Here is a 24,241-nt window from a genome sequence, read left to right on the forward strand (position 1 = left end):
TAGGAGGCATCTTTGTACAAAATTAATTCCTTGAGTACAAGAAAACCTGACCCATTCAAAAATTCAACCACGAATGCGATTGTGGAGGCTTCTAGCTGGTTCGATCGCTGTAATTGGGAAGGAAAACTCCTCTCTCAAATTTGAGAACCTAGTCAAGCCTGAGTGCGATCGCATTCGTCGTGGAGATTGCCGTTTTTTTGGGACTAGCAGCAGTTTTTTTGGCTTTGCGCGTACCCTCATTTGCAATTGGCAAAGACCTGCGGTGAGTTTTACGTTGGCACAATCATGCAAGTGGCTTTGACATTCAGTTCAATGTAACGTTTTTGCTGGCGATCGCAATTGTCTTTGGTTTAATCGGGCTTTGGGGAAAAGCCACCAGCAAGCGTCGTTTTAACGAAGTGTGAAGCACCGGAATATGAAAATCCACAATTTCAACCTCACCATAAATCGTGGGTAAATCGATCGGTGTTGACCAGTTACTAATCTAGTAATAACAATGAATAGAGATAGCGATGATCGCAGTTCTTCTGCACAAATAACTAACCAACAGGGTGAAAATACAAATCAACAAATCCCGCAGCCACCAGAGGGTTGGGATCGCTTTAAATGGTTGGGGCCGAGTTTTTTATGGATGCTGTCGGCTGCTGGTTCTGGTGAGTTACTATTTACACCTCGAATTGCAGCACTTTACGGCTACTCGCTGTTGTGGGCGCTGCTAGCGGCTGTTATCCTCAAGTGGTTTATCAACAACGAAGTCGGGCGGTTTTCGGTTTGTACGGGTGCAACAATTTTAGAAGGTTTTAAGCAAATTCCTGGACCGAAAAATTGGACGATTTGGCTGATTTTATTGCCGCAGGTGGTAGTAGCAATTTCCACAGTTGCCGGACTTGCAGGTGCCGCCGCTACAGCACTGATTCTAGTAACAGGAGGAACAGTTAAACTTTGGACGGTGATTATTATCGCTGTGACGGCAGCAATTGTGTTCATGGGGCAGTATAAAGTTGTTGAAAAAATTTCCTCAATTATCGGCATCGGCCGCACGTTGGCCGTGGTAGCCGCGGCGATTTTTGTTTTTCCCAACCTTCGACAATTCGCAGCGGGGTTAGTACCTCAAATTCCCCAAAACGTGCAATATCAAGAAATCCTACCTTGGCTGGGTTTTATGCTAGCAGGGGCAGCAGGATTGATGTGGTATTCCTATTGGGTGGAAGCCAGAGGATACGGTGCTGCTTCCCTCAAACAAGAACAACCCCTTGATTTTGATCAAATCAGCCACGAACAAGTAAAAAGGTTGCAGGGTTGGGTGACTTTAATGAGTTTCTCCAACACCTTAGCAGTCGTGGGTGCGCTGTTAGCGGCACTCGCTTTTTTGATTCTCGGTGGCGAGTTGTTGCGTCCCCAAGGATTAGTGCCAAAAGAACAACAAGTAGCAGAAATTTTGGGTAGTTTGCTAGGCAACCTTTGGGGGCCATTTGGCTTTTGGTTTATGGTGGCAATTGTTTTTATTACTTTTTGTAGCACCACGCTTTCAGTCCAAGATGGCTTTGGGCGGATGTTTGCCGATGGCACGCAAATTTTACTGCAAGGATTTGGCGTGCAGGGTCGCTGGACGAATGAAAAATTTTTGCAGCGATTTTATATTATAGTGCTGTTAGCTGCGTTACCCATTGCGATTTATCTGATTTTCGGCGAACCCGTTTCCTTGTTACAAATGGCTGGAGGCATTGAAGCAGCTCACATTCCCATTGTGACTGGATTAACGCTTTATGTGAATCATCGAATGCTGCCCAAGGAATTGCGACCCTCGAAGTTTATCTGGGGTGGAACGGTAATTGCAGGGATCTTTTTTGCCTGCTTTGCAGTTATCTATCTTTTACAACTGACCGGGATAATTGGCACGAGTGGAGGAGGAAGTTAAACAGTGTTTTTCTCAGATATTACAGCATTCGTGCCGGATCTGTAGGGGCGGGTTCACCAATAGTCTTAAAGCTTGCAAACAGGTTAAATAAACCCGCCCGACTCCACGAAAAATCCCATTATTGACATTGGTGCAATATCTCAGTTTTTACACTTTACCTGTTTGGGAACTATTTCCCAAAATTGGGAAAATCGCAACTATCAAGTTGCTGTTGTTAGTTAACCTTCACTTTCAAATTGTTATGACTCTCGCAACCAAACCTTTATCTAACTATATCGCCGTCGTGTTTGACTTCGACGATACCCTTGTCCCGGATACCGTCGATAGTCTGTTAGAAAGTCTCAATATTGATGCCCTCGCCTTTCGTCGCGAGCGAATTCAACCTTTAATTGATAGCGGTTGGGACAATATTCTAGCCAGATTTTACGCAATTATCGAGGAATCTAAGCGTCAAGGGAACAAAATAACCCAGGAATATATAGCAAATTTTGGGAAAAAATTAGCGCCCTTTGATGGCGTTGCAGAAATGTTCGATCGCCTACGCCAAAGCGCTTATGCAATCAACCCCAAAGTGGAAGTTGAATTTTATATAATTAGCTGCGGCATGGTGGAAATTGCCCGTAATAATTGCATCGCCCCCAAGTTTAAGGCGATGTGGGGTTGCGAGTTCCATTATGGTAAAGAGGGCGAGATTGAGTTTGTCAAAAAAATTGTAACTCACACGGAAAAAACTCGCTATTTGTTTCAACTTGCCAAAGGCGTTGACAACAATCCAAAAGACGATGGCAAAACATTTGTTTATCGGGATGTTCCGGCGGAAGAATTGCACATCCCGCTAACACAAGTCATTTATGTGGGTGATGGGGCATCAGATATTCCTTGTTTTTCGCTTTTGAATGAACAACAGGGAATAACGATTGGGGTTTATAAAGATAGTACCGCACAAGATTGGAGCCAGGAAATAGAAATTAGCCAAAGTCAGCGGCTGATGAATTTGGCTTCTGCAGAATACAGTGAGGATTCGGAATTGATGCGATCGCTCACTCTCGCTGTAGAAAGTTTAGCCAAAAAAATCTCCCTGCTCCAGTTAAGTGTTGGTGAATAGAGAGGCTTTTGTTGTGGGTTTAGGAAAGTGGATCGGTTTTTTTGCTTTGGTAGCCTCGCTCTATATTTTGTGGAAAATTAGAACGATTGTTTTACTGTTTTTTACCGCCGTAATTTTAGCGATCGCTCTCAACCGTTTAGTGCGAAGATTGCAGCAGTCGGGTGCGAAGCGGGGAGTGGCGATCGCCTTAGCAGCGGCGATTCTAGTCACAGCGAGCGCTGTCTTGCTAACTCTCATCGTAACGCGCCTGAGCAATCAATTTCAAGAGTTGTCCGAACTCGTCCCGCTAGGAATAGAACAACTGCGACTTTGGAGCAATTGGTTGCAAGCAAGATTACCCGGACAAATAGTTGATAACCTTCCCAGTATTGACGATTTAACCCAAGAAATTAAAACGCTTTTTCGGTGGACAAGTTCGCATATTTATCTGTGGTTTTCCAACTATCTCAGCTTGATTCTCAATACCTTATTAATTACCATTTTGACAATCATGCTTCTGGTAAATCCGATGCCATACCGCCACGCAATTATCAGCCTTTTTCCGGCTTTTTACCGTCAGCGAGCCGATGAAATTCTCTCAAAATGCGAAGAGGGTTTAATGGGTTGGTTGGCCGGCGTTGCATTAAGCATGAGTTTTATTGGTATTACGAGCATTATTGGTTTGTTGGTTTTGCAAGTTCCCCTGCCTTTTGTGAACGGGCTTCTGGCATTCATATTAGCCTTAATTCCCTATATGGGCGCAATTTTAAGCGTAATTCCACCGTTGCTGCTGGCTTTATTAGATTCGCCTTCAAAAGCAGGCGCGGTGTTGTTGCTTTATTTCCTAATTCAACAAATTGAAGGCAACTTGGTCACACCTATCATTATGGAAAAGCAGGTATCTCTGCTTCCCGCTTACACCTTAGCTCTCGTGACAGCATTCGGATTTTTCTTTGGTTTTTTGGGATTATTTTTAGCGCTACCAATTCTAATTGTTATTCAAATTTGGGTTAAAGAAGTTTTAATCAAAGATATACTAGACCGCTGGCAGACTCCTCCATCATGGAAGCCATCTCATAGCCCCTAAAGCTATATTTGTCAAGCCCAATAAATGTGAAATTTATTACTCAATCAACCGATGAGACTCCCGCTCAAGACAGATTTTAAAAAAATCTAAACAAGCTAATCTTTAAATTAATAAATAATCACATAAATTATCTGTTTAAGAACTCAGTTAGCTGGACAGGAATGCACTATTGGGTATGGCAGCAGTCGTTAACAACTAAATTGTCAAAAAATATGAAACGGGACAACTCACCCACCGACAGCATTAAAGACTCAATTGGACAGGCAGCTTCTCATCCCTGGTTTGAGCGACTGGCAAGATTGGGATATGCTTCCAAAGGCTTAGTTTACTTTATTGTCGGTTTTTTAGCAGCACAAGCCGTCTTCAGTATGGGCGGCCGGACAACCGATACTAGCGGTGCATTATCAGAAATTGTTAACCAACCCTTCGGTAAATTTCTGCTATTTCTTGTAACGATTGGCATTATTGGTTATGCCCTTTTGCGTATCGTTCAGGCAATTCTCGACCCAGAAAACCAAGGACAGAAAATGGATGCCAAGCGAATTGCCCAACGCATTGGCTACGCCTTAAGTGCTTTAGCTTACGCAGGTTTAGCTTTAACGGCTGTAAAACTGATAATGGGTTCAGGCGGCGGCGGTAAGAGCGATACAACCGAAGATTTGACAGCCCAAATTTTAGCGCAACCGTTTGGAGAATGGCTGGTAGGATTGGCAGGCTCAATTGTTATTGGTGTCGGTTTTTCTTATTTCTACCAAGCATATAAAGCCAAATTTCGCCGCCATTTCAAGCTAAATGAAATGAGCCAAACCGAGCAAACTTGGGCGACACGGTTGGGTCGATTCGGAATTGCTGCCCGTGGAGTTGTTTTCGTTATAATCGGTTTTTTCTTAATTCAAGCAGCAAGGCTATCGGATGCCAGTCAAACGAAAGGATTGGGCGATGTGTTGGGAATTGTGGCACAACAGCCTTTTAGTCCAGTGATTTTGGCTCTAGTACCTTTGGGTTTAATTGCCTATGGCATCTACTCGGTAATTGAAGCTCGCTATCGGCGAATTTTCGGTTCATAAGCTTGCCCGTTATGCAGAAAGTTATGAATTTTGAGTACAACAATTTTTTTGAATTAAAAACTTATCTAACTCAAAGCTCAAAACTTTTACAAGGCGTCCTGATTAAATCACCTGCTTTTAAGTCTGGATATTTTAACTCAAAACTCAGGGCGGGCACGGGGGCACCGCCCCTACTGTACTCAAAACTCCTAAAAACTTATGGCAAAAATTGGTTATCATGCTTCCCACGAACAGTTTAAGCCCAGCGAACTGCTGAAATATGTCCAAATGGCAGAACAAGCTGGCTTTACCCATGCCCTTTCTTCCGATCACTTTCATCCTTGGAGTGAAGCGCAAGGACAAAGTGGTTTTGCTTGGTCTTGGTTGGGTGCAGCAATGCAAGCAACGGCGAGGCTTTCCTATCGGGTTGTTTGCGCTCCCGGACAGCGGTATCATCCGGCTATTATTGCCCAAGCTGCGGCAACGTTGGGAGAAATGTTTCCCAATCGTTTTTGGCTAACGGTTGGCAGCGGTCAAGCGTTGAACGAACATATTACTGGGGATAAGTGGCCTACTAAGAGCGATCGCAACGCGCGCCTCAAAGAATGTGTCGATATTATCCGCGCCCTTTGGGCAGGAGAAACCGTCACCCATCGCGGTTTAGTGTGCGTAGAAGATGCAAAACTCTATACCCGCCCGGAAATTCTCCCATTAATTATCGGCGCCGCAGTTACGCCAGAAACCGCAGAATGGGTGGGCAGTTGGGCAGATGGATTAATTACTACTTCTCGCCCACCTGAAAAGTTAAAAAAAGTCGTCGATGCGTTTCGTCGCGGTGGTGGAGAAGGGAAACCAATGATTTTGAAAGTGCAGCTTTCCTATAACAGTAATGCAGAGAAAGCACTACAAGGCGCTCATCATCAATGGCGTAGTAATATCTTCAAAAGTAAAATGCTGACAGAACTGATAACACCCGATCAATTTGATGCGGCCGGGGAGTTTGTGCAACCAGAGGAGTTATATCAACACGTCCGCATTTCGGCAGACCAAGAGCAGCATATTGAGTGGTTGCAACAAGATATGGAATTGGGGTTTGATGAACTAATTTTGCACAACGTTAACCGATCGCAAGAGCAGTTTATTGAGGCGTTTGGCGAAAAAGTAGTGCCAGTGCTGACAAAAACTTGATGTTGGCATCTACCTAATTCAAGACTTTGAATTCTGATTTAATAATTGCTGAATCTCAGCCCGCAAGGCAGCAATTTCCGTTTGAAGTGCTGCAATTGATTTCGCTCCTGCTAATTCTGCCTCGTCATCCTCTGCATCGCGACCAATAAAAAATGTGGCGATGGTCGCAGTTACATAACCAAAAACCGCAAACGCATAGAGTGCCAGAACAAGGCAAAGTATGCGACCTTCTGGCGTTTTGGGCCAATATTCCGAACCCATTGTCATCATTAGCATTGCCGTCCACCATAACGCTGTGCCGTAATTATTTAACCCGGAGGAACCATCGGCGACATCTTTTTCAAAAGCATACATCCCTGCTGCACCTACCAAGGTAATAATTATCGTTAGTCCTACGACATAACCAAATCCGCGACGGCTAACACTCGCAGCTAATGCCCGCATCCCTCGATTCGTACCAGTCATAACTCGCAACAACTGCAAACTTCGCACAGCCCGTGCTGTTTTGAATGCTCGCACCACTCGTACAATCCTCAAGGTACGCAAAGCAGGCAACAGCAGAGAAAAAGCCGTTATCCAATGGCTTTTAATATAGGAAATTTTGCGCGGAGCTAAGGCAAATTTAACTAGAAAATCGGCAATAAAGATAATCCAAATAGTAGTGCTAACGACTTCTAGCAGTGGATTTAATCCCCAAGTTAATTCAATAATAAATAGGGCTAGCCACACAAATGCCAGCACCAGCATGGGAGCTTCCAGCCAATCTTCTAGCTGTTGCAAAATTTCGCCTTGCTCTTGTTCTATGGCTTGTTTTTTGGCTAGGTTGGGGTTGTTCATCTACCTACCAAATCATTAAAAGTTTGTCTTTTACGCTGCATTTTAGTATAAGGTTTCGCCAATGGCACAGCAGTAAACCAGTGGGCTATTATTGACACGCAAATAATTAGGCTACCAATGACCCAAGCTGACTCTAACCCCGTTTTACGTAGCGCCAGCATGGCATAGAAAATCGCTGCCACACCCATTGAACCAAACCATCCTAAAAACAAAGTATCCTGCCAGCTTTTTAGCTGACCCAGCTCATGTGGGCGAAGACAGCGCAACTAACTACAAACCCTTGTTAAATTCATTCGCACTCTAACGCCCTTCCCTCTTCACGTCCAACTCTTCACGACGCAGTGTTTCCCTTGCCTCAACAATCTCCGTTTCAACTTCTTTCCTGATGTTAACTTCTTCGCGGACGAAAGCTTCTTTTTTGATATCAGCCGTTTCTTCGTAAACTTCCATACGCATCACCTTTTCCTGCTGGAAGGGAGTATCTCGATTTACTGGCGCACCTGCCTTTTCTGGAGTTATACTCTCAATTACAACTCGCTCTTTTTCTGTAGGAACGGAAACTCGTGCCGTTTCGGTTTCAACTCGCTTGCCAATTGCTACCTCGCCAGCTTTGTGACGGCTTTTTTCTGCAACCAGTCGTTCTTCGTAGAGTCGGAACTTGTGATGCTCGCGATCGTTCATCTGATACAATTGAGGCTCTTGTTCGTAAGTGTATGTGTTGCGGTCATAACCAGCAGCCTTAGCTTGGTTAGAGACAGAACGCGGCATAGAAACTGGTGCAGATGCTTGTACAGGCAATGAGGTTTCTAAAGGCAATGATGCTTCTACAGGTGCAGACCCTTCTACAGTTAGAGTACGATAAACACCCCGAACTTGTTCTTCATAATCGTAATCAACCACCATCCCATCCTCATACCTGGGTAGTCTTTCTGCTTGGTCTTTACTCCTCAAACCCGTCGCGTAGATGCGTTCTGCATCAACCTCAACTCGACAAAGTGCAACTGGAACTAATACCTTCTTGCCAAATATCCAGAAACCCGTGTCAACCACAAAATATCGGAAACGTCCTGTCTCATCAACTAGCGCTGTATCAATTGAGCCAATCTTCTCATCTGTATTTCCAGCATAGATATCCAGACCTTTGATATCTTCGCCATTAAAAGCAGCTTCGCGGTAGTTGGGATTAAAATCTTCAATTTTGTAAAGTAACATACCAGTCCTTCCTTTTCTATCTATATCAACTTATGACCCCATTTTAGATATATCTCAAATTTGATGCTTCCTTCTTATGAAGGATTAAGTGAAACAAAATAGTAGGATGACTATATTTATTTTAAACTTTTTCTGTCTTTGGATAGATGACTTTTTAATTTTTCATCCACCTTCCGCACCCTCAAGTTTCACAATCGGTTTCTAACTATTTTTATAGAAAAATACTTTTAGAAATTAGACTTTGATACTGTACATTAACGGAGCAAAAAAATATATAGCAACCCTAAATTATTCGCGTAATTATTGTAGGGGCAATCCGACCCCTACTCCCCGTGGTTGCCCCGATAGATAGGGGGTAGGCACGGGGAGTAGGGGTAGCACTACCCTACAAATTTACATGAATGATTTAGGATTGCTATATACATAATTTATTACTTTAAAAATAGACTTTTAGGTGAGATATTTGGGGCAAACACATTTGAAAAACTTTGCCTTGATTATGCTACACCCTATGTTTAAAATCATTATGAATATATGCCCGGTAGCCTCTTCAGCAAGCAATTTGTCCTAACTAATGACTAATGAGTAATGACTAATGAGTAATGAGTAATGACTAATGAGTAATGACTAATGACTAATGAGTAATGACTAATGGCTAATGACTGATGACTAATGACTAATAAAAACAAATTCCCCGGCCTAACCAGGGAAGGAAAGATATTAAAAAAAGTAATGTTGTTTTAATAAATTGAATTTGCCAATAAGCGGCGATAAATTAGTAGCAGCCCTTGTTGAGTTGAGAGCGGACGCCGGGGCGGGCTGTCCTGTGTAGATGCCGCACCCGATCGCATTTTCCAGTCTCAAGAAAACAGTTGCATTCATATTTGAGTACCACTTAAGCTTGGTTGCTGTTGCGAGTCTGGCTAGCCAGCTCCAACAGTTGCGCCCAGCGTTTTTGGACTTGTTTGGGAGTGCATTTGATCGCGGTGGCGATCGCCTTGTCGCTTTCTTGATTCCGCTTCATTTCTAACAATTGCTGCATTTCCGGCGACAGTTGAGCGCGAAAAGCTTCCCATTTGTCCGAAGTCATTCCCAGCTTTTGATCGACATCAGCACCCAGCCATTCGTGGACGAGTTTCCAATTTTGAGTGCGGGCAAATTTTTCGACGTGGTACTTAAACCGTTGTTGCAAGTAGTCGCGCTGGCGGGAAGACAAACCGAGCACGCGGTCAATTTCCGAAGCCGAAAGGTCTTGCAATTTTAAAGTTAAGTAATTCACGCATTCTGGCTGATTTTGCGATTCCAGATAGGCGATCAATTCCGAGACTACTCGATCGCGCAGCACAGCATCAGCAGGATCGACAGTTTCCGATACCATTTGCTCGCGCACTTGTTGCAGCGCCGGAGAGCGGCTGTACATTTCCGCATCTTCTCCCTTGCCCGATTCTACAGCCATTTCAATGTCGATCGCAGTTTCGGGAGGCTGGCCCTTGGCAAATCCTTGAGCGCGCAACACGATCAGGCGTTGGCGGTTGCGGCCGGGCAAACCGATTTGGCGCTTGGCGTAGTGCTCGGTAAAAGCCATGTACTCAGCCAATTCTAGCTGCGTGCGGGGCTGGTAGGTGACATCGAGTTGGTGTTCGCGGCGGAAAGCTCGCAGAGATTCGATGTAAAAGCCTTGCAAAAAGTCTTCAATCATGTTGTAGCGAGCTTGGAAGTTCAAGTTCGATCGGAAAGAAGCAACATGGCGGTAAATCATCGCCGCGAGGTGAGAATGCAGTTCGACGCGGCCTTGTTTGGAACCGAGGCGGTAGTATTGCAGGGTTTTTTGCAACCGGTGCTCGGCCAAGGTGATTTGCCAAGCTTCAACTTCGCCGGAAATTTGGATGCGATCGCTTTTTTGGCAAATCCGTTCAACTTCCTTAGCAATCCGCATCGCCACTGCTTGAGCGCTGCGGCTGGCAGTTTTCATTTCCCCTTGCAATTCTTTGAGGGCGAAGTCAGCCAAAGCGAGGATATCGATGCTGGGAACAGTATTGATTTCGGCGTTTGGTTCGCTGGAGGTAGCCGGAATGCAGTTGAAGCCAGAAGCGGTGTTGCAGTTGACGGTGGTGGCAGTTTTGGCAGTCATGGCATTTATCGGGTGGTAGGGCACAGCGGGTGTGCGAGGACATTTGTCAGAGTGTGAGGCGGCAGTTGCTGGCGGTTTCGCTTGCTGTGCTGATTCAACTCTCTATACATTGAATGTTACGGAAGTAGAGATAACCGTAGTTATGCCAGTGTTCCACTCTCTCATGCAACAGTTTTTGGCTGCTGAATCTGATTCTAATCGCTGGCTGTGGAAGATTGGTTTTATTGCCGTTAAAGCCTTACTTTACAAGCATTCTGAGCTGTTATGTGCGTGGGGCGATCGCCAGGAAAACTGAGGGTGCTGCCAGGCCGCTGAGTGGACAATCTAATAACTGGCTATTTGAGGGGGTTTTGGCCGTTAGAGATTGTGGAATCGAGACTTGGCAGAGTGTAGCTATCTGCAATGTCTTCAGAACCTACGCAACAGCAGTTAGGAAACCCGGTTAATCTGAAAATTTGATCTTATCCAAGAAGGAAGAAGGAATCAGAAAGAAGCACACAGAGCTTTGTTTGCAAACAATTCACCCTGATTCTTTCTCTAATACCAAAGTCACCGGCCCGTCATTCTCGATCGAGACTTGCATCATCGCTCCAAACAAGCCTGTTTCGACTTTTAAGCCGCTCTGGCGCAACTTTTCGACAAATTTATCATAAAAAATTTCGGCTCGTTCAGGAGCCGCTGCTCGGTCAAAGGAAGGTCGCCGACCTTTGCGGCAGTCCCCGTAGAGAGTAAACTGACTGACAACCAGCAACTCGCCGCCAATGTCTTGTACTGACTTGTCCCAGCGCCCGGTATCCGTGGCAGAGTCGGGAAACAAACGCAATTCCAGGCATTTGCGAGCCATCCAATCGAGTTCTGTTTCGGTGTCGGTGTCTGCAATACCTACAAGCAAGTTAAGTCCGCGGCCAATTTTGCCAATAATTCGATCGTCAATTTCGACTTGAGATGATTTTACTCGCTGGATGATGACTCGCATGGGAAATCGGTAATTGGTAATAGGTAATTACTCGTTACCAGGCTCTGGCCTGGTAACGCAGATCCAGAGGCTCTGCCTCCTATCTTCCTAAGTACCAGAGATGCAGAGCCTCGCTTACATCGGTTCCCAGGCCAGAGCCTGGGAACCAGTAACCTTTAGTTTTTCCCAAAACCTTTGCCGCGATTGGTTGAAGGCATACAAAGACAGTTTTCGAGTTGCGATCGCAAAGTCTCGGTATCCAAACCCTGACCGATGAGAACAAGCTGGTTTTTGCGATCGCCTTTCCACTGGTCATCGTCCATCGTAAATCGCTTGCCGCTCAAGTGAAAAATATGCCGTTTGGGACTTTCTTCAAACCACATAATCCCTTTCGCGCGAAACACATTTGTTGGCATTTGTTTGTCTAAGAAATATTGAAATTTTCTCAGAGAAAACGGCTTGTCACTCAGGAAAGAAATTGAGGTAAATCCGTCATTTTCTAAATGGTCGGAGTGGTCGTGATGGCTGTGGTCGTGATGGCTGTGGTCGTGATGGTCGTGATGGCTGTGGTCGTGATGGTCGTGATGGCTGTGGTCGTGATGGTCGTGATGGTCGTGATGGTCGTGATGGTCGTGATGGTCGTGACTGCTAGGAGTTTCTTCAGATTGGAAATATTTGTCCGATTCAAACAATCCGACGCTGAGGACAAGCGGTAGGGGAACTTGCGATTTTACTGTTCGCAGAATTCGAGCACCTTCTTTGACATCCCGAATCTTAACTTCCAACAAATCTAAATCTGCTTCTTCAACCAAATCAGTTTTGTTGAGGATAATTATATCGCCGTAAGCTATTTGACTGTAAGCTGCTTGAGAGTTGAATAAATCTAAGCTGTAGTTGGCTGCGTCTACTACTGTAACTATCGAATCGAGACGAGTCAGGTCGCGCAGTTCTGTGCCTAAAAAAGTCATTGCTACTGGCAGCGGGTCGGCGAGTCCGGTTGTTTCGACTACCAGATAATCGAGATTTTCTTGACGTTCCAGAACTTTGTAAACTGCATTAACTAAATCTTCATTAATAGTGCAGCAAATGCAGCCGTTGTTCAGCTCAACCATGTTGTCGTCGGTGGTGACAATCAGTTCGTTGTCGATGCCGATTTCGCCAAATTCATTTACCAAAACTGCTGTTTTCAAACCCTGCTGGTTGGTCAGGATGTGGTTGAGCAGGGTTGTTTTGCCGCTGCCGAGAAATCCTGTAATGATGGTAACGGGTAAGCCGTGTTTGGGAGCGTCCATCGCCGGTTCTGTCTCGGACTGAGTTGTAGATTGCATAGCTTGAATGTCAAATAATGTCGATCGCACTTTCTTTGTGGCTCTTATTGTATCTTAATTAGGACAAGGCCTGGTAAACCCAGTTTCTCGGAGAAATGTTGGGTTTGGTGGCATGGTATCTACGCATCAACCGGGAATCAGCCCGAGAGTGCAAAATAAGTGGGCCGCTAATTATCGGCAATTGCTAACGCGATCGCACTTTTTTATTTTTTTGATAAAATTTTGTCCAGAGTACCTGTCGCAGTTTTTGCCACTAACTCCAGCAGCGACAAATTTGGGACAGACTCAAGCCCAGTGCGATCGGCCAATTCCCCCTACTCTATAGCAATCCTAAATCATTTGTGAATTTCTTACTCCCTCCCCTTACCAAGGGGAGGGTTGGGGTGGGGTAAAAAATTTACGACTCCTGCAAGGATGGCTATATAATAGTTTTAATTATTGAGCAGCCTAAAATATTTAAACCTCAACGAAAACAGGGCGGTGGCTAACAACAGCCACCGCCCTCAAGATAGTATTGCGCTATCTAAATCTGTGCTTACGCAGGAAGCAAGACTGAATCAATAATGTGGATGACACCATTATCAGCAGCAACATCGGCTGTTGTAACGGTAGAATCATTGATTTTGACACCATTGGAAGCATCAATTTTAACTTCTGAACCTTCCACTGTCTTGGCAGATTTCAGCTTGACCACATCAGCGGCCATAACTTTGCCAGAAACGACATGATAAGTCAAGATTTTTGTCAGCTTAGGAATGTCCTTAAGCAGTGCTTCTACAGTACCTGCGGGAAGCTTAGCAAAAGCTTCGTCAGTAGGCGCAAAAACAGTGAAGGGGCCAGCGCCTTTAAGAGTATCTACTAAACCAGCGGCTTGGACGGCAGCAACTAGGGTAGTAAAAGAGCCTGCCGAAACGGCGGTATCAACGATGTCAGCCAAGTGAGTCACCTAGTTTTTGTAATCTGTAAATCACTATAACGCTAAAAAGTTAATTTAGCTACAGATATTTTTTCTCGTTCAGTTTGGTTTTCTTATATAAAATAGAACATTTTTTTATATATAACTCATGTCAGTAAATACCTACCTAAAGGTAGATTATAATTTACCGATTTTACTGTATTTTAATTTAGAAATGTAATCCTAAATACATTGGTAAGCCGATCGCCCCTGCGCGCTGTTTAAACTAAACGCAGGGGCGAGACAGCATCGCCCCTGCTACGACATTTTGATTGACTTGGCAAAACATTCAACCTTCAGCGCAGCGCTAACACATTACAAAAGCCTGCCACCCCGACTGATGGCAACAGTTTGGGAAATCCCGATCTAAACTGTTAACAACCACTAACTAGCGGAAGGGTGACATGAGATACAAACTACTAGGTCACAGCGGACTTCGCGTTTCGGAAATCTGCCTCGGAACCATGACTTTTGGCGAAGATTGGGGTTGGGGCGGTTCCTACGACGAAAGCCGGAAAATGTTCGACGCCTTTGCAGAAGCGGGCGGCAATTTCATTGATACCGCGAATCTCTACACCAACGGTACTAGCGAAAAATATGTCGGTGAGTTCATCGCAGCCGATCGCGAAAAATGGGTAGTTGCCACTAAGTATAGCCTCAACATGAAGAATGGCGAAATCAATGGTTTTGGCAACCACCGCAAAAATATGGTGCAAGCAGTAGAGGCCAGTTTGAAGCGATTGCAAGTCGAATACATAGATTTGCTGTGGCTGCACGCTTGGGATTTTACCACACCCGTCGAAGAAGTAATGCGCGCTTTTGACGATTTGGTACGCGCCGGCAAAGTTCTTTACATCGGCATTTCCGATACGCCGGCTTGGATTATTTCTCAAGCAAATACGATCGCCCACCTGCGCGGTTGGACACCATTTATCGGCTTGCAAATCGAGTATTCTTTAAAAGAGCGAACTCCTGAACGGGACTTGATCCCTATGGCAAAAGCCTTTGATATTGGCGTCACAGCTTGGAGTCCCCTAGCAGGCGGTTTGCTAACAGGAAAATACAACACTTCAGAAACAGCCAGCGAAGCTAAACGGCTGAATTCACCTGAATCGGGAAAAATTAACGAACGCGACCTCAAAATAGCTGACCAAGTTAGCTTCATAGCAGCCGAAATTGGCAAACCTGCTTCTCAAGTAGCCCTAAATTGGCTGATCCAACAGCCAGTCGAAGTTATTCCAATTGTGGGTTCGCGCAAACTCTCGCAACTTCAGGAAAATCTGGCTTGTTTGGAGTTTAAATTAACCCCCGAACAAATGCAGCAGTTAGACAAAGTAAGTGCAATTGAATTGGGTTTCCCTCACGATTTCTTAAAGAGTTCGACGGTGCAAGATTTTGCCTTTGGAGGAGGAATGGCCAAAATTGACAGCCGCCGACTGTAAAGTTGCTGCTATTTTCTAGTTGCGGGTTTACGTGGATATTTGGCGTTTGATTGCAGATATCGGCGAACCCGCCCTTAGAGGGATGATTGACATTGGTGCTGTGGGCGCGAGATTAAACTGACGCCCACAGCGCAAATGTCATCATCTTGGTTTCTTGGCATATACTCGCGCAAAATCTTAGGTTTATCGTTGCCGTTACCTGTTTTATTTGATATTGTTGAGATAGGTGATATTTTGTCAGTTTAACCCCACTGCATAAACTGTTAATTGTTAATCTATCGGAAGTTAGAAATCTTTGACGAAACTGTGTATATTAGGACACAAATTTTCCCTAAGAGCGATCGGATGAGTTAAAAAAAAGCAAGGTTTGTCAAATCAAAAAGCAACATAAACTTGATGGCAAATTTTCTCTCATCTTCAAATAAAGCAATAAAACTCGCTCTTTTTTCACCCCGTACCTGCCAGTTAAGAGTCATTTTACAAGGTCGATCGGCATTTTAAAGGCTTTTGAACCCAGCGTGCAAGCTAGGTGTCTCCTGAGAGAAAAGTCATCCTTCAGATAGAAGTTATGGCAGAAAAACTGGGTTACATTTAACAACAATAGCAAATCTAACAATATTAACTTATCTCAAAGTTTCAATTCTGAAAAAAGCAGATAAGCCGGTTTTTCCCGCAGCTAAACAGTTTCTTTGTTTGGCTCACTGAATGCGGCGCTTGCTCGTAAAACTTCTCACATTTATGCTTGCGACTTTCAGTAAGACCCTGCTGAGAAATATATCCTCTTGACCAATTTTAACTGACAATTTTTCATTGACAAATTCCAGAGGCTAATATGTCGCCCCCAGAAAACTCAGTCAACAATAATTATAGCAATAAAGAGCGAGCATGGGAGATCCGATTTACCTCTATAGATCCCGCCAAATCCCCCTCTCAATTCGCTCCCTCGCCCGCAGTGCGCGCCAACTTATCAAAAACTGAGGCTGTAGAAGCACCAGATTTAGTTTGCTTGTCTCATTTGCGGTGGAATTTTGTCTATCAGCGTCCGCAACATCTCTTGAGTCGTTGTGCCAAAACTCGTCGCGTATTCTTTGTAGAAGAACCTGTATTTAGCGCAGCTACAGATTGGTGGCTTGATGTCAGCATCCACGAAAGCGGAGTCTGGGTAATAGTACCGCACCTGAGCGAAGGAACCAGCGAAGCAACAGCACAAACTGCTCAGCAAGCCATGCTAGATGATTTGTTTCGAGCGGCAGAAATTAGCCAGTACATTCTGTGGTATTACACACCAATGGCTGTCAGCTTCACAAGCCACTTAAAGCCGCTAGCTGTAGTCTACGACTGCATGGATGAATTGTCAGCATTCAAAGGCGCACACCCCGATTTAAAAGCCAATGAAAACCAACTATTAAAGCGCGCCAGCGTAGTATTTACCGGAGGACACAACCTTTACGAAGCCAAACAGCACCAGCACCCAAACATTCACCCCTTCCCCAGCAGCATCGAAAAAGAACACTTTGCGACAGCCAGGAACCTTTCAGAAGAACCGGCGGATCAAAAAGACATTCCTCACCCGCGTTTGGGGTTTTATGGCGTCATAGACGAACGCATGGATATCGAACTGCTGGCGGGCATGGCCCAAGCAAAGCCAGACTGGCATTTAGTCATCATTGGCCCGGTGGTGAAAATCGACCCGGCAACTCTGCCAACTCACCCCAATATTCACTATCTCGGTGGCAAATCTTATCAAGAATTGCCAGCGTATCTTGGCGGATGGGATATCGCCATGCTGCCTTTTGCGATTAACGAATCGACTAAGTTTATTAGTCCGACGAAAACTCCAGAATACCTCGCTGCCGGCAAACCTGTCATTTCTACTCCTATCCGCGACGTGGTGCGGCCCTACGGAGAAAACGGCTTGGTTCGGATTGCTAGCAATTGGGAAGAATTCGTTGCTTGTGCCGAAGAAATCCTTAACGAAAGTTCGGACGTTCGCACCAAGTGGCTGAGTGAAGTAGATGCCTTTTTAGCAGACAATTCTTGGGACAATACCTGGGGCGAAATGCTGGGGTTGATCGAAAGTGCGATCGACGATAAAAAGCAGAAAGCTGAAGGCAGGATGAAAGTTTTAAGTTAGGAATGTTGAGGTTGAAGTTAAAGAGTTACACGTTACGGATTCAAAAATTAACACTCAACACTCCTCGCTGTATGTCCAATTACCAATTATTTCTTACCCTTACCCTTACCCACAATCAGAGGTGTTTCCATGTTTGACTATTTAATCGTCGGAGCCGGATTTGCAGGTAGCGTCATTGCCGAAAGACTAGCAAATGAAGCCGGAAAAACAGTTCTGATAATTGATACCCGCAACCACATCGGCGGTAACGCATACGATCACTACGACAATCATGGCATCCTCGTACACAAATACGGCCCCCACATTTTTCACACCAATTCGCGCCCTGTTTTCGAGTATCTTTCGCGCTTCACCGAGTGGCGGCCCTACGAACACCGCGTCCTCGCCAGCGTTGACGGTCAACTGCTGCCAATTCCGATCAATCTCAACACCGTAAACAAACTTTACGGACTGAATCTCACCTCATTTGAAGTAGAAGATTTCTTCGCGAAAGTAGCAGAACCAAAGGATTATATTCGCACTTCCGAAGATGTCGTTGTCAGCAAAGTCGGCCGCGAACTTTACGAGAAATTCTTCCGCAACTACACCCGCAAACAGTGGGGAATGGATCCGTCGGAACTCGACAACTCAGTGATTGCGCGCGTACCCACTCGCATTAACCGGGACGATCGCTATTTTACCGATACCTATCAAGCAATGCCGCTGCACGGCTACACTCGGATGTTTGAAAAGATGCTTTCTCACCCAAACATCAAGGTGATGCTGAATACCGACTACCGGGAGATTGAGGGTTTTATTCCTTACGGGGAAATGATTTACACCGGGCCAGTCGATTCCTATTTCAATTATTGCTACGGCAAACTTCCTTACCGTTCCTTGGAATTTAAGCACGAAACACTGAACGTACCTGTACACCAAGAAGCACCGGTGGTAAATTACCCCAACGAGCATTTATATACTCGCTGCACCGAGTTTAAATACCTCACCGGACAAGAGCATCTAAAAACTAGCATTGTCTACGAATATCCCCAAGCTGAGGGAGACCCTTACTACCCGGTTCCGCGTCCAGAAAATGCCGAAATATACAAGAAATATAAGGCTTTGGCTGATGCAACTCCGGGAGTTTCTTTCGTGGGAAGGCTGGCGACTTACAGGTATTACAACATGGATCAAGTAGTCGCTCAAGCTCTAACAACTTACACGCAACTTACTACCAAGCCGATGATTGAATTGGTAGAAAATGTTAACGGTTCTGCCTCTAATGTCAGCTCATCCAATGGAGTCGCCCATCGCCCAGCCGCAGCTTCTCTAGAAGTCGCTGCTGTCAACAACGGCAACGGCAAATCTCCTAGTAAGTAGCTGGAAGCTGCGAGTTACGGGTAAAAAGGTAAGGTGCTCATAGAGCACCTTACTCGGTTTTCATCAAAAGTTATTTAATAATTCAAACAAGCATTGAGGTAAAAATGAACGTTCTAGTTAAAATTGTTTTGTCTCATGAGGTTTTGGAAATTTCTCAGTTTGCTCAGTTTCAGAAAGAAATACAGCGCCTCATTGAAAGCGGTGGCAAAATTCTGATGCTGGACTTCTCAAAAATAAATTTCCTGAAAAATTCCGAGTTAATGGCTGTAGTGGCGATCGTGAAATTAGTGAGAGACAGCCAGTGTATACTTTTGATCTCTGCCATGAGCGAACAAGTTAGAATTCTATTTGAACTCACGGGACTACAGCAAATATTTCAGTGTTTGCCGTTTGCCGAAGAATTTTCTCTCACAAGTGAGCTAACTGAACAGTTAGGAGGTTTGCCAAGTCTTGCTAGCTAGAGGGAGAGGGAGAGAGGGGGGATAGGAAAAATCTTCCTGGTTTATTGTTCCTTCTTCTGACTAATGACTTCAGCACAAGACAGCCTTTAGATGAGGCTGTTTTAATGTGCAGAACTTTGGCAAATTAATTAGCAAAAAACTTGTCAAAGTGGGGGTAATTGTAGCTAACCTATAAATATAACTTTGGGTAGATGTGCCGATGAGTTGGTTAGGTAGAGAACTAGAAAATTGCGAGATAGAAGAGTCTGCAACTCTTGATAGTAAGGTGACAGTTCAAGGACGCAAAACAGGTTATCCGCGCCCCCAACTGCGCCGGAGCAACTGGATTTGTCTCAATGGTAAGTGGAGGTTTGCTTACGATGACGCGGGCCACTGCGTGCAGCCGATCGATATTTCTGAGTGGACTCACACTATAGAAGTGCCGTTTGCTCCAGAATCGGCAAAAAGCGGGATCGGCGACACGAATTTTCACCCCAACTGCTGGTACGAACGCGAATTTGACGTACCCCACACAGAAGGCAGAGTTCTCCTCCACTTTGGGGCCGTAGACTACCGCGCCCGCGTCTGGGTGAACGGTCAGTTTGTCATCGAACACGAAGGCGGACACACTCCTTTCACCGCAGACATTACAGCAATTGTGAACCTCAACGGGATGCAGCGGGTGACAGTCTGGGCCCACGACGACCCCCAAGATTTGGAGCAACCGCGGGGCAAGCAAGACTGGCAAATAGAGCCCCACAGTATTTGGTATCCGCGCACGACGGGCATTTGGCAGACAGTCTGGGTAGAATTGGTGCCTCACACTTATATCGAGCGCATCCGCTGGACTCCCCAGTTTGAACGCTGGGAAATCGGTTTTGAAGCGTTTGTCGCGGGCGATCGCCAGTCGGGAATCCAGATTAAAGTTAAACTGTCGATCGGCTGTTTGCTGCTAGTCAACGACACCTATGAAGTCCTCAACGGCGAAATCCACCGCCGCATCGCCCTCTCCGACCCTGGTATCGACGACTACCGTAACGAATTGCTGTGGAGTCCCGAAAAACCGACGCTAATTAACGCCCAAGTGCAGTTGTGGGCCGACGGCAAACTACTCGACGAGGTTAAATCTTATACCGCCATGCGGACGGTCAGCATCCAGCGCGATCGCTTCATGCTAAACGGCCGCCCCTACTATTTGCGACTGGTGCTCGACCAAGGTTACTGGCCCGACACCATGATGACGGCCCCTTCCGACGAAGCTTTGCGGCACGATGTCGAATTAGTCAAAGCAATGGGTTTCAACGGCGTCCGCAAGCACCAAAAAATCGAAGACCCCCGATTTTTGTACTGGGCTGACGTGCTGGGGATCCTAGTTTGGGAAGAAATGCCCAGCGCCTACCGCTTCACTCCCAAAGCCGTACAACGGCTGACGCGGGAGTGGACAGAAGTCATCGAGCGCGACGGCAGCCATCCCTGTATCGTAGTCTGGGTGCCGTTCAACGAATCCTGGGGAGTTCCGAATTTAGTCGAAGCCGCAGCCCACCGCAACTACGTGCAAGCGCTGTATTTCTTGACCAAAACCCTGGATTCGACTCGCCCCGTCATCGGTAACGACGGCTGGGAAAGCATCGATACCGACATCCTGGCGATTCACGACTACGACAACAACCCGCAAACCCTAGCCAAGCGCTACGGGCCCGAAGTCCAGCTAGCCGATTTGTTCGATCGCGGGCGTCCCGGCGGGCGAGTCCTCACCCTCGACGGCCACCCGCACCAAGGACAGCCGATGATGCTGACAGAATTCGGCGGCATCGCCTGCGCCGGTCGCGAAAACCCTGATTTTTACAGGGTTTGGGGCTACGTGCGCGCGTCGGACACGCTGGAACTGCAAAGGCGCTACTGCGCGTTGTTGAAGGTGGTAAACCGAGTGGAAATGTTCAGCGGATTTTGTTACACGCAGTTAACCGATACTTTCCAAGAAGCTAACGGTTTGCTGTATGCCGATCGCACTCCCAAGTTTCCCCTAGAGGCGATCGCCGCGGCAACTCTCGGCTGGGATATTCCCGAAGAAAGTTCACAGCCGCAAGCTATTACTCAATGCTAAATAGACTAAAGAATCAAGAGGGTATTTAAGTAAAAGTAGGGTGCGTCGCTGCCACAATCCCAGCTATTTACAAAGATTCCTTAGCGACGCACCATAACGCCATAACTAAAAGTAGAGTGCGTCGCTGCGACAATCCCAGCTATTTACAAAGATTCCTTAGCGACGCACCATAACGCCATAAGTCTGACGTAACTTAAGGTTTAGTCTGGTGCGTCGCTACTGAGATTTTTGCTTTGAGTTGAAGCTAGTCGAGGGCGACGCACCCTACGATACTAAAGTCATTACTAGGAACCTTAAAACCTCACTGTCAACTGTCAACTGTCAACTGTCAACTATTTAACAACGATGTTTCAAAGTTTTTTCATGGGCGGTTTTGAGTGCTCTACCCACAAATTGCGTTCGGGAAAGCGTCTCGACGTAACAGCCGCCACCGGCCACGATAAATTTGTAGTCGCCGACTACCAACGCTTGCAGCAGCAAGGCATTTACACAGTCCGCGAAGGCCTCCGCTGGCACTTAATTGAACAGTCGCCCGGAAAATATGATTTTTCCAGTTCCCTGCCAATTATCCGCGCCGCCCGCGACATGAAAATGCAGGTAATTTGGGATTTGTTTCACTACGGCTGGCCAGACGATATTGATATTTTCAGTCCCGAATTTGTCTCCAGGTTTGCAAAGATGGTGCGCGCTTTTATGGAAGTGCTAACGGAGGAAACCGACCAAACACCTTTTGTAACACCTGTCAATGAAATTTCATTTATTGCTTGGGCCGGCGGCGATGTCGCCTACATCAATCCGTTTGCGAAAGGGCGGGGAGACGAGCTAAAAATCCAGTTAATCAAAGCTTCGATCGCCGCGATAGAATCAGTTTGGGAAGTCAATCCCAACACCCGGATCGTTCAAATCGACCCCACAATTAACATTATTGCTGACCCTGACAAACCGGAGGATCGGGACGCGGCGGAAGGTTATCGCTTATCTCAATATCAAGCTTGGGATATGTTGGCTGGACGTTTTCGCCCGGAACTCGGCGGTAAGGAAAAATATCTCGATATTATTGGGGTGAATTATTACGATCGCAATCAGTGGATTCACAATGAAGCTCCGATGAAATACACCGATCCGCTGTACCGCCCGTTTCGCGAAATGCTGCAAGAAGTGTTTGAGCGCTACGGCCGCCCCTTATTCGTAGCAGAAACAGGCACTGAAGACGATTTTAGACCTGTCTGGTTTAATTATGTGTGCACTGAGGTAGCGGCGGCGATGAAAGCAGGAGTTCCGATAGAGGGAATCTGCTTGTATCCGATTGTCAACCATCCGGGTTGGGACGACGACAGGCACTGTTACAATGGTTTGTGGGATTATTGCAATGATCAGGGCGATCGGGAAATTTACCAGCCTTTGGCGGATGAATTGCAGTTTCAAAGACAGCAGATTGAACCGCTGTTGAAGTTGCAGAATTGATGATTGCTATATAATTCTGTAGGGTGCGCTGCGGCGCACCTTATACTAAATCTGCGTTAAAAATTCCCGATGATTTCCTAATATTTTATTCGCTCAACTCAGCATAAAATAGTCAAGCTCATCTACATTGTGAATAATCTTGGAATCAGGAACGCCATAAGCTTCAGCTAATTCGATACTAGCTTGCAATCTCACTTCGAGGTTTAAGTTAGGATCAAAAGCTGCTTCTGCTAAATTACCTAGTCGTTCATAGGTAGCAAGAAGATTAGCAACGGCTGCCTTGTAAGCTCGGTCAATTTTAGCCAGGGACTGTTGATAATATTGTTCCACTTGTCGAGCAAGATGAGTATCTTGTCCCAATAACTGCTTGCAAAAACCAGTCACGATTCGACCCGCGATCGCACCAATGACAGCGCCAACAACAGGAATCGGAATCAAAGCTTGTCCGATAGTAGCTCCAGCAGCAACAATGGCTGAATCAGCACAAGCAAATAAACTTAATTCAACGAATTGATCTCCAGTAATTTCCCCTCGATTCAAACTACCGACTAAACTAGCAACTTCCAAGCCGGCACTAACAAAAGCACCAGCTAAGGGTGCAGACATTTGGGTAAAATTGGTTAACCCATAAATAGCTGTTGCCGATATACCACTAAGTGCAGCTCCTTTTGCGGTATCAATTCCAATTTCTTGCCAGTCTTCGGGGGTTAACTCACCCTTAAAAACGTTTTTACCTTGCTTATACTTAGCGTAAAGCTTAGTAGCAAATCGAATACTACCACCAATAACCGCGCCTTTAACAGCAACGTTACCAAAATCAGCCAGAGTAGGTTGAGCCTCGTAGCGTATCCCATCCTTAATTTGTTTGTGTTCTTGCTTTAATTCATGCTCTTTGCGGTCTAGCGTATCGTCAACTTTGCCTATTTGCACATCTTCATAGTTAGACGCTCCAGCTTGAACAGTCTGACTGAAAGGACGACCCGACATCTGCTCTATTTCTTGAGCTTTTTCTTGTATTTTTTGAGCAGTACGACTTGTTATTCCCTCGACTTGTTGCCCTTTCAATATTTTATCAATAATTTCATATTGGTTTTTAGGGATATGGTAATATGACCCATCTCTGCCAAAGTTTTCGTATTTCTTCATGTGGTCGAGAACGTGGTCTAAATTATTGCCAACCCCATTCACAAATTTAGACTGTACTTTAATACCATCAATTAAATAATCTTCCGGTGCTGTTCTACCCACTCCCTCAAAAGTAGCGCGAGTTTCAGAGGAGTTCAAAAGAGATTTTGCATTGCGAATACCAACTTCCACTTGCTCAGCTATTTCACCGTGTTTTGTGCTTGTGTTTCCCAGAATTTTTTCGGGACTACCTACAAAATCACGAACTTTATCAATCTCTCCGACCGCTGCAAAAAACGCTCGGTCTTGTTTACTGAGTTCCGTTGCAAGCTGTTCTGCATGGCGCAGATTTTCCTGGGCTACTATTGCAGCAACGAATTGAGTTGTCAGATGTCTATCTTCTCTGTTTTCCATGTTTAAAAAAATAGCAGC

The 24,241-nt window shown here is 45.6% G+C and carries 20 protein-coding genes; 12 read left to right on the forward strand and 8 right to left on the reverse strand.

Features of this window, described 5'->3' with window-relative positions; translation table 11 throughout:
• Window positions 1-304: 304 nt before the first annotated feature.
• Complete coding sequence (locus tag QUB39_RS24670; protein WP_333053750.1) at window positions 305-427, reverse strand: hypothetical protein; 123 nt, start codon at window positions 425-427, stop codon at window positions 305-307.
• A gap of 69 nt (window positions 428-496) precedes the next feature.
• Between QUB39_RS24670 and QUB39_RS24675 the strand changes: the two genes are divergently transcribed.
• The 5 genes from QUB39_RS24675 (at window position 497) to QUB39_RS24695 (ending at window position 6,323) form a co-directional block, all read left to right on the forward strand.
• Window positions 497-1,918 carry an Nramp family divalent metal transporter gene (locus tag QUB39_RS24675; RefSeq protein WP_333053748.1) on the forward strand — a complete coding sequence of 474 codons (1,422 nt, stop codon included), beginning with the start codon at window positions 497-499 and terminating at the stop codon, window positions 1,916-1,918.
• A gap of 241 nt (window positions 1,919-2,159) precedes the next feature.
• A complete protein-coding gene (locus QUB39_RS24680) occupies window positions 2,160-3,023 on the forward strand; it encodes an HAD hydrolase-like protein (protein ID WP_333053747.1) in 864 nt (287 codons plus the stop codon).
• A gap of 13 nt (window positions 3,024-3,036) precedes the next feature.
• Window positions 3,037-4,089, forward strand: coding sequence for an AI-2E family transporter (locus tag QUB39_RS24685; RefSeq protein WP_333211193.1), 1,053 nt, complete (start codon window positions 3,037-3,039; stop codon window positions 4,087-4,089).
• Between the two features lie 212 nt (window positions 4,090-4,301).
• Entirely contained in the window at window positions 4,302-5,156 is an 855-nt protein-coding gene (locus QUB39_RS24690; RefSeq protein WP_333053745.1) for a DUF1206 domain-containing protein, read from the forward strand.
• 198 nt (window positions 5,157-5,354) lie between these two features.
• On the forward strand, window positions 5,355-6,323 hold the full coding sequence (locus tag QUB39_RS24695) for a TIGR03885 family FMN-dependent LLM class oxidoreductase (protein ID WP_333053744.1): 969 nt from the start codon (window positions 5,355-5,357) through the stop codon (window positions 6,321-6,323).
• An 18-nt stretch (window positions 6,324-6,341) separates the two neighbouring features.
• Here QUB39_RS24695 and QUB39_RS24700 read toward each other — a convergent pair whose 3' ends face one another.
• From QUB39_RS24700 to QUB39_RS24710, 3 genes are all read right to left on the reverse strand, one after another.
• On the reverse strand, window positions 6,342-7,160 hold the full coding sequence (locus tag QUB39_RS24700) for an ion transporter (protein WP_333053743.1): 819 nt from the start codon (window positions 7,158-7,160) through the stop codon (window positions 6,342-6,344).
• Between the two features lie 300 nt (window positions 7,161-7,460).
• On the reverse strand, window positions 7,461-8,372 hold the full coding sequence (locus tag QUB39_RS24705) for a DUF2382 domain-containing protein (RefSeq protein WP_333211196.1): 912 nt from the start codon (window positions 8,370-8,372) through the stop codon (window positions 7,461-7,463).
• An 895-nt stretch (window positions 8,373-9,267) separates the two neighbouring features.
• Window positions 9,268-10,503, reverse strand: coding sequence for a HetZ-related protein (locus QUB39_RS24710; RefSeq protein WP_333211198.1), 1,236 nt, complete (start codon window positions 10,501-10,503; stop codon window positions 9,268-9,270).
• 43 nt (window positions 10,504-10,546) lie between these two features.
• On the opposite strand from QUB39_RS24710, the gene QUB39_RS24715 reads away from it, so the two are divergent.
• A complete protein-coding gene (locus QUB39_RS24715) occupies window positions 10,547-10,798 on the forward strand; it encodes a hypothetical protein (protein ID WP_333053739.1) in 252 nt (83 codons plus the stop codon).
• 225 nt (window positions 10,799-11,023) lie between these two features.
• Here QUB39_RS24715 and dtd read toward each other — a convergent pair whose 3' ends face one another.
• From dtd to QUB39_RS24730, 3 genes are all read right to left on the reverse strand, one after another.
• A complete protein-coding gene (gene dtd, locus QUB39_RS24720; RefSeq protein ID WP_333053738.1) occupies window positions 11,024-11,479 on the reverse strand; it encodes a D-aminoacyl-tRNA deacylase in 456 nt (151 codons plus the stop codon).
• A gap of 155 nt (window positions 11,480-11,634) precedes the next feature.
• The gene (locus QUB39_RS24725) at window positions 11,635-12,786 is read right to left on the reverse strand and encodes a GTP-binding protein (RefSeq protein WP_333053737.1); all 1,152 of its coding nucleotides are present in this window, start codon (window positions 12,784-12,786) and stop codon (window positions 11,635-11,637) included.
• Between the two features lie 535 nt (window positions 12,787-13,321).
• Entirely contained in the window at window positions 13,322-13,723 is a 402-nt protein-coding gene (locus QUB39_RS24730; RefSeq protein ID WP_333053794.1) for a fasciclin domain-containing protein, read from the reverse strand.
• Between the two features lie 422 nt (window positions 13,724-14,145).
• On the opposite strand from QUB39_RS24730, the gene QUB39_RS24735 reads away from it, so the two are divergent.
• From QUB39_RS24735 to QUB39_RS24760, 6 genes are all read left to right on the forward strand, one after another.
• On the forward strand, window positions 14,146-15,183 hold the full coding sequence (locus QUB39_RS24735; RefSeq protein WP_333211200.1) for an aldo/keto reductase: 1,038 nt from the start codon (window positions 14,146-14,148) through the stop codon (window positions 15,181-15,183).
• A gap of 832 nt (window positions 15,184-16,015) precedes the next feature.
• Complete coding sequence (locus QUB39_RS24740) at window positions 16,016-17,317, forward strand: glycosyltransferase family 1 protein (protein WP_333053735.1); 1,302 nt, start codon at window positions 16,016-16,018, stop codon at window positions 17,315-17,317.
• 129 nt (window positions 17,318-17,446) lie between these two features.
• Window positions 17,447-18,676: a UDP-galactopyranose mutase gene (gene glf / locus QUB39_RS24745; RefSeq protein ID WP_333053733.1), complete on the forward strand. Its 1,230-nt coding sequence runs from the start codon at window positions 17,447-17,449 to the stop codon at window positions 18,674-18,676.
• A gap of 104 nt (window positions 18,677-18,780) precedes the next feature.
• On the forward strand, window positions 18,781-19,137 hold the full coding sequence (locus QUB39_RS24750) for an STAS domain-containing protein (protein WP_333053731.1): 357 nt from the start codon (window positions 18,781-18,783) through the stop codon (window positions 19,135-19,137).
• A gap of 199 nt (window positions 19,138-19,336) precedes the next feature.
• The gene (locus QUB39_RS24755; RefSeq protein WP_333211203.1) at window positions 19,337-21,220 is read left to right on the forward strand and encodes a glycoside hydrolase family 2 TIM barrel-domain containing protein; all 1,884 of its coding nucleotides are present in this window, start codon (window positions 19,337-19,339) and stop codon (window positions 21,218-21,220) included.
• 345 nt (window positions 21,221-21,565) lie between these two features.
• Window positions 21,566-22,684: a beta-glucosidase gene (locus QUB39_RS24760; RefSeq protein WP_333485177.1), complete on the forward strand. Its 1,119-nt coding sequence runs from the start codon at window positions 21,566-21,568 to the stop codon at window positions 22,682-22,684.
• Between the two features lie 93 nt (window positions 22,685-22,777).
• Here QUB39_RS24760 and QUB39_RS24765 read toward each other — a convergent pair whose 3' ends face one another.
• Window positions 22,778-24,223 (reverse strand): hypothetical protein, encoded by a 1,446-nt coding sequence (locus tag QUB39_RS24765; protein ID WP_333211207.1) that lies wholly within the window; start codon window positions 24,221-24,223, stop codon window positions 22,778-22,780.
• Between the last annotated feature and the right edge of the window lie 18 nt (window positions 24,224-24,241).

It is taken from the genome of Microcoleus sp. AT8-B5 (genome assembly GCF_036705565.1).
Classification (GTDB): domain Bacteria; phylum Cyanobacteriota; class Cyanobacteriia; order Cyanobacteriales; family Microcoleaceae; genus Microcoleus.